13 protein-coding genes are annotated in these 12,984 nt (G+C 69.4%); 5 read left to right on the top strand and 8 right to left on the bottom strand.

Annotation, left to right across the window (positions count from 1 at the left end):
- Positions 1 to 15: 15 nt before the first annotated feature.
- Positions 16 to 2,091: an NAD-dependent DNA ligase LigA gene (gene ligA / locus K0O62_RS10560; protein WP_207550986.1), complete on the top strand. Its 2,076-nt coding sequence runs from the start codon at positions 16 to 18 to the stop codon at positions 2,089 to 2,091.
- On the opposite strand, the gene K0O62_RS10565 is transcribed toward ligA, so the two are convergent.
- From K0O62_RS10565 to K0O62_RS10590, 6 genes are all read right to left on the bottom strand, one after another.
- Entirely contained in the window at positions 2,088 to 3,623 is a 1,536-nt protein-coding gene (locus K0O62_RS10565) for a polyamine aminopropyltransferase (protein WP_073855955.1), read from the bottom strand. The genes ligA and K0O62_RS10565 overlap by 4 nt on opposite strands.
- Complete coding sequence (locus K0O62_RS10570) at positions 3,620 to 4,075, bottom strand: DUF350 domain-containing protein (protein WP_073855956.1); 456 nt, start codon at positions 4,073 to 4,075, stop codon at positions 3,620 to 3,622. Before K0O62_RS10570 ends, K0O62_RS10565 begins: the two co-directional genes overlap by 4 nt.
- 25 nt (positions 4,076 to 4,100) lie before the next feature.
- The gene (locus tag K0O62_RS10575; RefSeq protein WP_073856193.1) at positions 4,101 to 4,532 is read right to left on the bottom strand and encodes a DUF4247 domain-containing protein; all 432 of its coding nucleotides are present in this window, start codon (positions 4,530 to 4,532) and stop codon (positions 4,101 to 4,103) included.
- A complete protein-coding gene (locus K0O62_RS10580; RefSeq protein ID WP_073855957.1) occupies positions 4,529 to 5,038 on the bottom strand; it encodes a DUF2617 family protein in 510 nt (169 codons plus the stop codon). Before K0O62_RS10580 ends, K0O62_RS10575 begins: the two co-directional genes overlap by 4 nt.
- A gap of 8 nt (positions 5,039 to 5,046) precedes the next feature.
- A complete protein-coding gene (locus tag K0O62_RS10585) occupies positions 5,047 to 5,670 on the bottom strand; it encodes a DUF4178 domain-containing protein (RefSeq protein WP_073855958.1) in 624 nt (207 codons plus the stop codon).
- 80 nt (positions 5,671 to 5,750) lie between these two features.
- Complete coding sequence (locus K0O62_RS10590) at positions 5,751 to 6,419, bottom strand: ACT domain-containing protein (RefSeq protein WP_205870615.1); 669 nt, start codon at positions 6,417 to 6,419, stop codon at positions 5,751 to 5,753.
- Between the two features lie 71 nt (positions 6,420 to 6,490).
- Here K0O62_RS10590 and gatC point away from each other — a divergent pair, with 71 nt between their 5' ends.
- Together gatC and gatA are read left to right on the top strand one after the other, a co-directional pair.
- Complete coding sequence (gene gatC / locus K0O62_RS10595) at positions 6,491 to 6,790, top strand: Asp-tRNA(Asn)/Glu-tRNA(Gln) amidotransferase subunit GatC (RefSeq protein WP_073855959.1); 300 nt, start codon at positions 6,491 to 6,493, stop codon at positions 6,788 to 6,790.
- 11 nt (positions 6,791 to 6,801) lie between these two features.
- Positions 6,802 to 8,286, top strand: a complete 1,485-nt coding sequence (gatA, locus tag K0O62_RS10600) for an Asp-tRNA(Asn)/Glu-tRNA(Gln) amidotransferase subunit GatA (protein WP_073855960.1) — start codon at positions 6,802 to 6,804, stop codon at positions 8,284 to 8,286.
- A gap of 1 nt (position 8,287) precedes the next feature.
- Here the strand turns inward: gatA and poxB are convergent, their stop codons facing one another.
- Both poxB and K0O62_RS10610 read right to left on the bottom strand, forming a co-directional pair.
- Positions 8,288 to 10,012, bottom strand: coding sequence for a ubiquinone-dependent pyruvate dehydrogenase (gene poxB, locus K0O62_RS10605; protein WP_073855961.1), 1,725 nt, complete (start codon positions 10,010 to 10,012; stop codon positions 8,288 to 8,290).
- A gap of 11 nt (positions 10,013 to 10,023) precedes the next feature.
- Entirely contained in the window at positions 10,024 to 10,260 is a 237-nt protein-coding gene (locus K0O62_RS10610; protein ID WP_073855962.1) for a DUF6480 family protein, read from the bottom strand.
- Between the two features lie 107 nt (positions 10,261 to 10,367).
- On the opposite strand from K0O62_RS10610, the gene K0O62_RS10615 reads away from it, so the two are divergent.
- The gene (locus tag K0O62_RS10615; protein ID WP_073856195.1) at positions 10,368 to 11,399 is read left to right on the top strand and encodes an ATP-dependent 6-phosphofructokinase; all 1,032 of its coding nucleotides are present in this window, start codon (positions 10,368 to 10,370) and stop codon (positions 11,397 to 11,399) included.
- 59 nt (positions 11,400 to 11,458) lie between these two features.
- On the top strand, positions 11,459 to 12,961 hold the full coding sequence (gene gatB / locus K0O62_RS10620) for an Asp-tRNA(Asn)/Glu-tRNA(Gln) amidotransferase subunit GatB (protein ID WP_073855963.1): 1,503 nt from the start codon (positions 11,459 to 11,461) through the stop codon (positions 12,959 to 12,961).
- Positions 12,962 to 12,984 lie beyond the last annotated feature (23 nt).

Here is a 12,984-nt window from a genome sequence, read left to right on the forward strand (position 1 = left end):
ACTAGCCTGGCCAGAGTGAGCTCACCGGACGCCGATACACGTGGTCGCTGGCAGGAACTTGCCGAGGAAGTGCGTGGCCATCAGTTCCGGTACTACGTCAAGGATGCTCCGATCGTCTCGGACGCCGAATTCGACGCCCTGCTGCGCGAGTTGCAGGCCATCGAGGACCAGTATCCGGAGCTGCGTACCCCGGACTCGCCGACCCAGCTGGTCGGCGGCGCCGGCTTCGCCACCAACTTCGGTGCGGCCGACCATCTGGAGCGGATGCTGTCCCTGGACAACGTGTTCGACACCGATGAGCTGTCCGCCTGGGCGGCGCGGATCAGTGCGGAGACCGGAGCCGATACCGAGTACCTGTGCGAGCTGAAGATCGACGGTGTCGCCCTGGCCCTCGTCTACCGCGACGGGGTGCTGGTGCGCGGCGCCACCCGCGGTGACGGCCGCAGCGGCGAGGACGTCACTCTCAACGCCCGCACCATCGAGGACGTCCCGGAAAGACTCACCGGCACAGACGAATTCCCGGTGCCATCGGTGCTGGAAGTCCGGGGCGAGGTGTTCTTCCGGCTCGCCGATTTCGAGGAACTCAACGCCGGCCTGGTGGCCGAGGGCAAGCCGCCGTTCGCCAACCCGCGGAACAGCGCGGCCGGTTCGCTGCGCCAGAAGAACCCGGCGGTCACCGCGCGGCGCCGGCTGCGGATGATCTGCCACGGCCTGGGCAAGGTGGAGGGGTTCACCCCCGCCTCCCTGCACGATGCGTACCGGGCGCTCGGGGCCTGGGGACTGCCGGTGTCCACGCACACCACGAAGGTGCGGGGCATCGGCGCCGTCGCCGAGCGCATCGCCTACTGGGGCGAACACCGCCACGACGTCGAGCACGAGATCGACGGCGTGGTGGTCAAAGTCGACGACGTATCGCTGCAACGCCGGTTGGGTGCGACCTCCCGGGCGCCGCGCTGGGCGGTGGCCTACAAGTACCCGCCCGAGGAGGTCACCACCAAGCTCCTCGATATCCGGGTCAGTGTGGGGCGCACCGGCCGGGTCACCCCGTTCGCCTACATGGAGCCGGTGAAGGTGGCCGGGTCCACCGTCGGGCTGGCGACCCTGCACAACGCCACCGAGGTCAAGCGCAAGGGCGTGCTGATCGGCGACACCGTGGTGTTGCGCAAGGCCGGTGACGTCATCCCCGAGGTGCTGGCCCCGGTGGTCGACCTGCGTGACGGCACCGAGCGTGAATTCGTCATGCCCACAACGTGTCCGGAATGCGGCACGCCGCTGGCGCCGGCCAAGGAGGGCGACGCCGACATCCGGTGCCCCAACACCCGCAGCTGCCCGGCGCAATTGCGTGAGCGGGTGTTCCACGCCGCCGGTCGTGGCGCCTTCGACATCGAGGGGCTGGGCTACGAGGCGGCCACCGCGCTGCTGCAGGCCGGGGTGATCGCCGACGAGGGCGATCTGTTCACCCTCACCGCCGAGGATCTGTTGCGCACCGACCTGTTCACCACCAAGAAGGGTGAGCTGTCGGCCAACGGCAAACGGTTGCTGGCCAACCTCGGCAAGGCGAAATCCCAGCCGCTGTGGCGGGTGCTCGTCGCGCTGTCCATCCGGCACGTCGGGCCGACCGCGGCGCGCGCACTGGCCGGTGAGTTCGGCAGCCTGGACGCGATCATCGCCGCCTCCGAGGCCGAGCTGGCCGCGGTGGAGGGCGTCGGGCCCACCATCGCCGCGGCGCTGATCGAATGGTTCGAGGTGGACTGGCACCGGGTCATCGTGGACAAGTGGCGCGCCGCCGGGGTCCGGATGGTCGATGAGCGTGACGCCGGGATCGAACGCACCCTGGAGGGCCTGTCGATCGTGGTGACCGGGTCGCTGACCGGGTTCTCCCGCGACGAGGCCAAGGAAGCCATCCTGGCCCGGGGCGGGAAGGCCGCCGGGTCGGTGTCGAAGAAGACGTCGTACGTGGTCGCCGGGGACGCCCCGGGTTCCAAGTACGACAAGGCGATCGAACTCGGGGTGCCGGTGCTCGACGAGGAAGGGTTCCGCAGGTTGTTGGACGAGGGGCCCGAACCGGAACCGGAGACGGAGCAGAGCTAGCGGTAGCCCGCGCGCATGTCCTCGACGATCCTCGGGTTGTCCAGCGTCGAGGGCGGCAGATCCCGGCGGGCGTTGTCCGGGGCGAACACCGTTGCCGCGTCGAGCACCTGTTGGGTCAGAAACCGCAGCGGGGGAGCGTCCGCGGGCACCGTGGGTGTGGGTGCCGAGGCGCCACGGCGCCCCAGGGCGAAACCCCAGTCGCCGAACGTCGGCACGTGCACGTGATAGGGGGTCACCGCGAAACCGGCCGAACCCAGCGTGGACACCGTCCGCCAGAACGCGTTCGGTGTGGAGAACGGGCTGCCGGCCTGCACCACCACCAGGGCATCGGGGGACAGCACCCGGGTCACCAGCACATAGAACTCGGTTGAATACAGCCGCCCCAGTACCGGATTGTCCGGGTCCGGCAGGTCGATGACCACCGCGTCGAACCCACCCGCAGGCAACTCGCCGGGGGCGCGCAACCACGTCATCGCATCATCGACCACCACCTCGACCCGCGGGTCGTCCAGCGCGCCGCCGTTGGTGCCCCGCAGGGCCCCGCGCGCCAGCTCGATCACCGCCGGATCCAGTTCCACCTGAACGATGCGCCGCACCTGCGGCATCCGCAGCAGCTCGCGGGCGGCCAGCCCGTCCCCGCCGCCGAGGATCAGTACCGACCGGGCATCCTCGCCGAGGGCGGGATACACCAGGCTCTCGGTGTAGCGGTATTCGTCGCGGGTCGAGAACTGTAGTCCGCCATCGAGATACAGCCGGGTGTCGGCGCCACGGCGGGTCACCACGATCTCCTGGTAGGCGGACTGCTGGTAGGAGATGATCGGGTCGGCATAGAGCCGTTGGCGGGTGGTGCTCTGGATACCGTCGGAGGCCACGATCAGCGTGCTCAGCGTCAGTGCCGCGACGGTGAGCACCGCCAGCGCCGAGGCCAGCTGGTGGCGGCTGATGATGCTGCGCAACAGGAAGATCGAGACGATCGCCGCGGCGGCCAGGTTGATCAGGCCGGTCACTGCGGCGCCACGGATCATCCCGAGTTGCGGCAACACCAGGAACGGCCACGCCAGGCCGCCGATCAGGGCGCCCAGATAGTCCGCGGCGTTCAGATTGGCCAGCACCCGGCCGGCGTCGGCCGCCCCGGCCGTGCGGCCCCGCTGCAACAGGGTCATCAGCAGCGGCACCTCGGCGCCGACCAGCGCTCCGATCACCGCCGTGCCCAGCACCAGCACCCACAGGGAACCGCCGATGAACGCGAACGCCACATACATTGCGGCAGCCGATAACCCGCCGATCACACCGAGCAGGGTCTCGACCGCGATGAAGGTGATCGCGGCATGGCCGAGGAACGGTTTGACCAACAGCGCGCCCGCCCCGAGGGCGGCCACGTAACCGGCCACGATCAACGACGTCGCCACGATGCCGCCGCCGTGCAGGCTGGTCGACAGCGTCAGCAGGGCGAGTTCATAGATCAGCCCGCACGCCGCGCAGGCCGCCACCGCGGCCAGCAACAGCGCTCGCCAACGCGTCGTCCCGATCATGACAGCGCGGCGGCGTTCACCCCTCCGACGCACAGCAGGATCACCGCGGTGGCGATCGCCGCCGGGTGCAGCTTCTCATCGGCGATCAGATCCCGAAAACGCCCCGGCACCAGCACTTCCAGCACCACCAGCGCCGCACCCTGCAGCAGCACCCCGACCAGTCCGTACACCAGCGCGTCGACCAGGCCCTGCCCGAGCTCGGCGGAGCTGGCGATGATGGCGGTGGCGGTGACCAACGCCAGCGCGGCGTACATCCCGGAGGCGACGGCGACGGCGTTGGGCCGGTGCTCGACGAACACCAGGTGGCGCAGGCTGCCCGGCGTGAGCAGATCGGCCATCAGGAATCCGGCACCGAGCACCGCGATTCCGACGATGAAGTACAGGATGGCCGCGACCACGTTCTGGGCCAGTGCGCCACCGTCGACGGTGCCGAACTCCAGTGCCATCAACATCGGCTGCTCCTTCTCATCAGTGCGGTTACTTCGTGCCGCCGGGTCCACCGGGACTGCCGCCCGAGCCACCTGCCGGCGAGCCCGGCGTGAAACCCGGACCCAGAAAGATGAATCCGCCACCGCTGTAGCGGGAATTGACGTCCTCGACGCGGATGCTGCACGGGTAGGTCCCGTCCGGTCCGACGATCACGATGTCGTCGGGGTAGCGCAGGTATTCGCTGCCACGGTCGCCGGCCCGCGATTCGGGCTCGTCGTAGCCGGCCAGGTCGTCGGCCACCGACATCGGCGACCCACTGCATTCGTAGCGTCCGTCACCACCGTCGGCCGAATACTGCCGGTAGTTCTCACTGACGTGGCTTCGGATGTCCTTGTCCAGCATCGCCATTCCGGCGATCAGCAGCAGCGCGCCGAGCGCGACCAGCAGACCGGACACGGCGAACAGCCCGTTGCGGCTCACGGTCGCCACCGGCTCTCGGTGTGCACGACGGTCCCGCCGCCATTGTCACCGTCCGGGTACAGATGCCAGGTCTGCCAGTGCCAGCCGGGACCGTCCGGAACAGCCCACAGGGCGGTAAGCGCGGCCTCGTCACCGGGGAAGCTGCCGCCCAGCCAGCCGGTCTCCTGCTCGCAGCGGTGCCGTAGGTCGGCGGCAATGCCGCGGAAGGCGGTCTCGCCGTGGGTGCGGGTGTCCGAGCGCAGCCGGTACCCGGGCGCCTCGGCGGAGCCGGGCAGCGCCGTGCCGGTGGCGTGCAGCGTGCACGAAACCTGTTCGGAGAACGGCCGTGCCGGGTCGGTGACGCTGATGACGTGCGAGGCGCCGAGCACCCCGAGGACCAGGTCCGCGCCATCGGGGTGGGGCAGCGTGCAGGCCGCGAGCGGGGCCGGTGCGGGGGCGTTGAGGGTCAAGCGCAGACCGGCGCCACTGACATCGGCGGGGACGACACGCAGTTGGTGCAACGGCAACGCGGTACCTAGGAACCGGCCGGTGGGGCCGGGTAGACGGTCAGCTCGCCGGGGCGCACGGGGGTGCCGTGAGATACCTCCCAGGCCATGGTCGGCGCCCACCGCTCGTAGCCGAGCCTGGCTTCGCCGCCCGCGGTGCTGTAGTCGATGTAGTCCATCTCGCCGCCGGCGGGCAGCCCGGTGGTGCCTTCGGTGGTGTAGGACGCCCGGCCGTTCTCGTCGACGGAGTAGGTGACCCCGTCGACGTCGATGCTGCTGCCCGGTTCAGAAGGCAATCCAGGGGGCAGTCCGGTGCTCTTCACCCACCACACCAGTTCGAGTCGGCCCTCGTCCTCCTCGACGCTGAACCAGACCGGTTCCGGGCCACCTTCCAACAGGTGCTCCCACCACACGAACGGACCTTCGCGCAGGGTCACCGAGCCGCGCACCACGTAGTCGATGCCGCCGTGGCTGACGATGGCGCCCGGCCCCAGCTGGCGCGGCCCGAAAGTCTCGGTCTGGGAAGCGAACCGGAGCGGATCCTGACGGGCGGCAGGTTGCGCGGGCTGCTTGGGCCGGTTGCGTGCGACGAGAAAGACGATGACGCCCGCGGCGAGCAGTGCGATGGCCAGGATGACCAGTAGTTCCCCCACGCAACACCTTTCATCGGGTCCGGCAGCGGATGCGTTTTCTCCACCGTACCCGGTCGTTCACAGCAACCGCACAGCTGTGCTCAGCGCACGATGGTCGCCACGATGCCGGCCAGGTACCCGAGCCGGGCCACTTCGGAGGGCCGGAACTCCGGGCCGCCCGCGCGGCCGAGGACGACCGCGGTGTGCGGGTCGCCCAGCGGCGCGGCGGCCAGGGCGATGTCCATGTCCCGCCAGACCTGCGGTACCCATTCGCCGCTGCCGTCGAGCGCCACGGCGTGCTCCAGCGGTAGCCACGGAGCGGTCTCGGCCGGGGTTTCCGGGGCGCCGCTGCTGGCGGCGATGCGCTCCACACCGGATCCTGCGGTCCGGACCACGGTGCACCAGCCCACCCGCAGCACTCGGGGCGCCTCCTCGGCCAGCACCCGCAGCCTGTCGGCGCGGCCGTGCGCCGCGGCGATGTGGTCGATCAGCTCGAGCTCGCGGTGCGCCTCCAGGAGCCCGGTGTGCGGACGGACGCTGTCGACACGGACACCTTTGATGTGTTCGGCGGCGGTGATCAGGGAATCCGGCATGGCGCCCTGAGGCAGTTCGACGACCAGATCGTCGATGGCGTATCCCGTTCCGCGCTCGACGACGTCGAGGGACAGGATGTCGGCGCCCACCGAGCCGAGGGCGACGGCCAGGGAGCCGAGGCTGCCCGGTCGGTCCTCGAGCTGGACCCGCAGCAGATAAGACGGCACGGCCATCACCCTGTCACAGGCGTGGGGGCGGGGCACCCGGGGGATTATCTGCCAGGTGACGACGACTAGGCTGTTTTGTCGTGTCACAGATTTCCCGGGACGAGGTAGCGCACCTGGCGCGACTGGCCCGGCTCGCCCTGACCGACGGTGAGCTGGACAGTTTCGCAGGCCAACTCGACGCCATCCTGGCCCACGTCGGCCAGATCCAGTCCGTCGACGTCACCGGCGTCGAGCCGACCGACAATCCGTTGAAGAGCGTCAACGTGACCCGGCCGGACACCGTGGTGCCCGGTCTGGCGCAGGACCAGGCGCTGGCCGCCGCGCCGCGTGCCGAGGACGGCCGGTTCGCCGTGCCCAGGATTCTTGGGGAACCCGAATGACGAGTCGAGGCATGAGCAACGACCTGATCCGCGAGGATGCCGCCGCCCTCGGTGCCCGGATCGCCGCCAAGGAGGTGTCCTCGACCGAGGTCACCCGGGCGCATCTGGACCAGATCGCCGCCACCGATGAGCGGTATCACGCGTTTCTGCACGTGGCCGCCGACCGGGCGCTCGCCGCGGCCGCCGAGGTGGATGCCAAGGTGGCCGCCGGTGAGCAGCTGCCGTCCCCGCTGGCCGGCGTGCCGCTGGCGCTCAAGGACGTGTTCACCACCACGGACATGCCGACCACCTGCGGGTCGAAGATCCTGGAGGGCTGGAACCCGCCGTACGACGCGACGGTCACCGCGCGGCTGCGCGCGGCCGGTATCCCGATCCTCGGCAAGACCAACATGGACGAGTTCGCCATGGGCAGCTCGACCGAGAACTCGGCGTACGGGCCGACCCGCAACCCGTGGGACACCGACCGGGTGCCCGGCGGCTCGGGTGGCGGCAGCGCCGCGGCGCTGGCCGCGTTCCAGGCGCCGCTGGCCATCGGCACCGACACCGGTGGTTCGATCCGGCAGCCGGCGGCGCTGACCTCCACGGTCGGGGTGAAGCCCACCTACGGCACGGTGAGTCGGTTCGGTCTGGTCGCGTGCGCGTCCTCGCTGGATCAGGGCGGGCCGTGCGCGCGCACCGTGCTCGACACCGCGCTGCTGCACCAGGTGATCGCCGGCCACGACGCGCGGGACTCCACCTCGGTGGACGTCGCGGTGCCCGATGTGGTGGCCGCGGCCCGGGCCGGCGCCCAGGGTGATCTCAAGGGTGTCCGCGTCGGCGTGGTCAAGCAGCTGCGCGGCGAGGGCTATCAGCCCGGCGTGCTCGCCTCGTTCAACACCGCCGTCGAGCAGCTCACCGCGCTCGGTGCCGAGGTCAGCGAGGTCGATTGCCCGCACTTCGACCATGCGATGGCCGCGTACTACCTGATCCTGCCCTCGGAGGTGTCCTCCAACCTGGCGCGTTTCGACGCGATGCGGTTCGGGCTGCGGGTCGGTGATGACGGCACGCACAGCGCCGAAGAGGTGATGGCACTGACCCGTGCGGCCGGTTTCGGCCCGGAAGTCAAGCGCCGCATCATGATCGGCACCTACGCGCTGTCGGCCGGCTACTACGACGCCTACTACAACCAGGCGCAGAAGGTTCGCACGCTGATCGCGCGCGACCTCGACGAGGCCTACCAGAAGGTCGACGTGCTGGTGTCGCCGGCGACCCCGACCACCGCCTTCCGGCTGGGGGAGAAGGTCGACGATCCGCTGGCGATGTACCTGTTCGACCTGTGCACGCTGCCGCTGAACCTGGCCGGGCACTGCGGTATGTCGGTGCCCTCGGGTCTGGCGTCCGAGGACAATCTGCCCGTCGGTCTGCAGATCATGGCCCCCGCGCACGCCGATGACCGGCTGTACCGGGTGGGTGCGGCCTACGAAACGGCGCGGGGAGCGCTGCCCACCGCGCTGTAGCTCAGTCCAGGATCCGGCGCGCCACGTTGGTGCTGACCAGGTCCAGCAACTCGTCGGAACGCCCGGCCATGATGGTCCGGATCGCGTACAGCGAGAAGCCTTTCGCCTGCTCGACGGTGATGGCCGGTGGAATGGACAGTTCCTGGCGCGCGGTCACCACGTCGATCAGGGCCGGACCGTCGTGGGCGAAGGCGTCGGCCAGCGCCGACTCCAGATCCCCGGGGTGTTCCACCCGTCGCCCGAACAGGCCGAGCGATTCGGCGACCGCCGCGAAGTTCGGGTTGTGCAGGTCGGTGCCGAAGGTGACGATGCCTGCCGCCTTCATCTCCAGTTCGACGAAGTTCAGCGACGAGTTGTTGAAGACGACGATCTTCACCGGCAGCCGATTCTGGGTCAGGGTGATCAGTTCGCCGAACAGCATGGTCAGCCCGCCGTCACCGGCGAAGGCCACCACCTGCCTGCCGCGGTCGACGGTCTGCGCGCCGACGGCCAGCGGTAGCGCGCACGCCATGGTGCCGTGATTGAACGAGCCGAGCAGGCGCCGGCGCCCGTTCATGGTGAGATAGCGGGCCGCCCACACCACCGGGGACCCGACATCGACGGTGAACACCGCATCGTCGGCGGCGAGTCGATCTGCCACGGCGGCAAGGTGTTCCGGTCGGATCGGGGTGCGGTCACGGTCGTTGACGGCGAGCTCGTCGAGCCGGCGCCGGGTCTTGCGGTAGTGGTTCAGCGAGCGGTCCAGATGGGCGTGGCCGGCCTTGCTGCGCAGCAGCGGTTGCAGCGCGGGCAGGGTGTCGGCGACGGAGCCGACCAGGCCCAGATCGATCCGGGTGCGCCGGCCCAGGTTCCGGCCGCGGATATCGAGTTGGATGACGATGGCGTTCTCGGGATAGAACTGCCGGTACGGGAAGTCGGTGCCCAGCATCAGCAGCACCTCGGCCTCCTTGATGGCCTTGTAGCCGGAAGCAAAGCCCAGCAGACCGGTCATCCCGACGTCGTAGGGGTTGTCGTATTCGATGAACTCCTTACCGCGCAAGGCATGGACCACCGGGGCCGCCAGGGTTGCCGCCAACCTCACCACGTCGTCGTGGGCGCCTTCGACCCCGGCGCCGGCGAGGATGGTCACCTTGTCGGATGCGTTGAGAATCGTTGCAGCACGCGCCAGTTCGTCATCGGCGGGTCGGATGACCGGGCGGGTCGGCAGCACCGGGGTGGCGGGGGCGTCGGTCTTGTGCAGGAACACCTCGCCCGGGACGACGATGACGGCCACCCCGTTCTCCTCGACGGCGGCGCGCATCGCCATCTCCAGGATCCGCGGTGCGGACTCGGCGGTGTTGACCATCTCGCAGTACACGCTGCACTCACGGAACAGTTCCTGCGGGTGCGTCTCCTGGAAGTACTCCGAGCCGATCTCGGACTGCGGGATGTGCGCGGCGATCGCCAACACCGGCACCCGGCTGCGCTGGGCGTCGAACAGGCCGTTGATCAGATGCAGGTTGCCGGGCCCGCAGCTGCCCGCGCAGACCGCGAGCCGGCCGGTGAGCGTCGCGTCGGCGGCGGCGGCGAACCCCGCGGCCTCCTCGTGGCGGACATGTTCCCAGCTGAAGTTCTCGGCGCGCCGGATCGCGTCGGTGAGCCCGTTGAGGCTGTCCCCGGGCAGACCGTAGACGCGGCTGACCCCGCTGGCCTGCAGTGTGGAAATGACGTGATCGGCAACGGTCATGGAAGCCACAATTACATGTCGAGAAGCAGGAACACGCCCGTCGCGACAAACAGGCTCAAGAAAACCGCCAGAGCGATCAGGCTCACGACCGCCGCGGGGGAGAGTTTCCGGCGTGCCGTCGGCGCGGCCGGCTCGCCCAACCCCGAGGTCTGCGCGGAATCCGGGGGTGTGCTGCCGGGCGGGACGCCACCTCCGGGTTCCAGTCCGGGGGTGGAGCGCGGGTCGGGGTCGGGAGGTAGGGCGGTCATGGCTGCTTTCGGTAGATGCGAGTCAGCCCCGGGTACCCGACTGCCGGAATCTCACACGTTGTCCGGTGACCGCGCCGCGCGGCACCGAAGCTGGCAAGATTGCGGACATGCGGATCGGAATCCTGACCGGGGGCGGTGACTGTCCGGGCCTGAACGCGGTGATCCGGGCCGTCGTACGCACCAGTGATGTGCGATACGGCTCGACGGTCGTCGGCTTCCAGGACGGCTGGCGGGGACTGCTGGAGGACCGCCGGATCCAGCTGCGCAACGACGACCGCAACGACCGGTTGCTGGCCAAGGGCGGCACCATGCTGGGCACCGCCCGGGTCAATCCCGACAAACTGCGTGCCGGCCTGGACCAGATCAAGCAGACCCTCGAGGACAACGGCATCGACGTGCTGATCCCGATCGGCGGCGAAGGCACCCTCACCGCGGCGCACTGGCTGTCCGAGGAGAACGTCCCGGTGGTCGGCGTCCCCAAGACCATCGACAACGACATCGATTGCACCGACGTCACTTTCGGTCATGACACCGCGCTGCAGGTCGCCACCGAGGCCATCGACCGGTTGCACAGCACCGCGGAATCCCATCAGCGGGTGATGCTGGTGGAGGTGATGGGGCGCCATGCCGGCTGGATCGCCCTGAACGCCGGTCTGGCCTCCGGTGCGCACATGACGCTGATCCCCGAGCAGCCCTTCGACGTCGAGGAAGTCTGCCGGCTGATCAAAGCACGCTTCGTGCGCGGGGATTCGCACTTCATCTGTGTGGTCGCCGAGGGCGCCAAACCCGCCGAGGGGTCGATGCAGCTGCGCGACGGCGGAATCGACGAGTTCGGGCACGTGCGGTTCACCGGTGTGGCCCACCAACTCGGTGTCGAGATCGAGAAGCGGATCAACAAGGAGGTCCGCACCACGGTGCTCGGCCACGTGCAGCGCGGCGGCACGCCGACCGCCTATGACCGGGTGCTGGCCACCCGGTTCGGGGTGAACGCCGCCGACGCCGCGCACGCCGGCGAGTTCGGGATGATGGTGTCGCTGCGCGGGCAGGACATCGGCCGGGTGTCGCTGGCCGACGCGACCCGTCAGCTCAAGCTGGTGCCGCAGAGCCGCTACGACGACGCCGCCGAATTTTTTGGTTGAGCGGACTCCCGCCCACCAGGGGCGTTCTCCGGTTCACTGCCCCCATTAGGATCGGTGCCATGTCTGTCGATACCGCCGAACTTCTGGACTACGACGAGGTCATCGCCGAGTTCGATCCCGTGATGGGCATGGAAGTGCACGTCGAACTGTCCACCGCCACCAAGATGTTCTGCCCGTGCGCGAACCGGTTCGGCGCCGAACCCAACACCCAGGTGTGCCCGGTGTGCCTCGGCCTGCCCGGCTCGCTGCCGGTGCTCAACCAGGCCGCGGTGGAGTCGGCGATCCGCATCGGGCTGGCGCTCAACTGCGACATCGCGCCATGGGGCCGGTTCGCCCGGAAGAACTACTTCTATCCGGACCAGCCGAAGAACTACCAGATCAGCCAGTACGACGAGCCGATCGCGGTCAATGGTTACCTGGACGTGCCGCTCGAAGACGGCACCACCTGGCGGATCGAGATCGAGCGCGCGCACATGGAGGAGGACACCGGCAAGCTCACCCACCTGGGCAGCGACACCGGCCGGATCGCGGGTGCGACCACCTCGCTGGCCGACTTCAACCGCGCGGGCGTGCCGCTCATCGAAATCGTCACCAAGCCGATCGAGGGCACCGGCGAACGCGCCCCGGAGATCGCCCGGGCCTACGTGACCGCGCTGCGCGATCTGCTGCGGGGCCTGGGGGTGTCCGATGTGCGGATGGATCAGGGCTCGATGCGCTGTGACTCCAACGTGTCGCTGAAGCCCAAGGGCGCAGGAGAATTCGGTACCCGCACCGAGACCAAGAACGTCAACTCGCTCAAGAGCGTCGAGGTCGCGGTGCGCTACGAGATGCGCCGGCAGGCCGCCGTGTTGCGCGCCGGTGGCACCGTGACCCAGGAGACCCGGCACTTCCACGAGGACGGGCACACCACCGCGGGCCGCAGCAAGGAGACCGCGCAGGACTACCGGTACTTCCCGGAGCCGGACCTGGAACCGGTGGCGCCCTCGGCCGAGTTGGTCGAGCAGCTGCGCACCACCATCCCCGAGCTGCCCTGGCTGACGCGCAACCGCGTGCAGCAGGAGTGGGGGATCTCCGACGAGGTGATGCGCGATCTGGTCAACAACGGGGCGATCGACCTGGTCGCGGCGACCGTCGCGGCGGGTGCCTCCAGTGAGGCCGCCCGCGCCTGGTGGGGGAACTTCCTGGTGCAGAAGGCAAACGAGGCCGAGGTCGAGCTCGACACGCTGCCCATCACGCCCGCCCAGGTGGCCGCGGTGGTCAAGCTGGTCGACGAGGGCAAGCTGTCGAACAAGCTGGCCCGCCAGGTCATCGAGGGCGTGCTGGCCGGGGAGGGCGAACCCGAGCAGGTGATGAACGACCGCGGTCTGGTTGTGGTGCGCGATGATTCGCTGATCCAGGCCGCCATCGACGAGGCGCTGGCGGCCAGCCCCGACATCGCCGAGAAGATCCGTGGCGGCAAGGTCCAGGCGGCCGGCGCCATCGTCGGTGCGGTGATGAAGGCCACCAAGGGTCAGGCCGACGCCGCCCGGGTGCGTGAACTGGTGCTCGCGGCCTGTAGCTGATCAGCGGATTCGGCGCGTTCGCC

It is taken from the genome of Mycolicibacterium diernhoferi (assembly GCF_019456655.1).
Classification (GTDB): Bacteria; Actinomycetota; Actinomycetes; order Mycobacteriales; family Mycobacteriaceae; genus Mycobacterium; species Mycobacterium diernhoferi.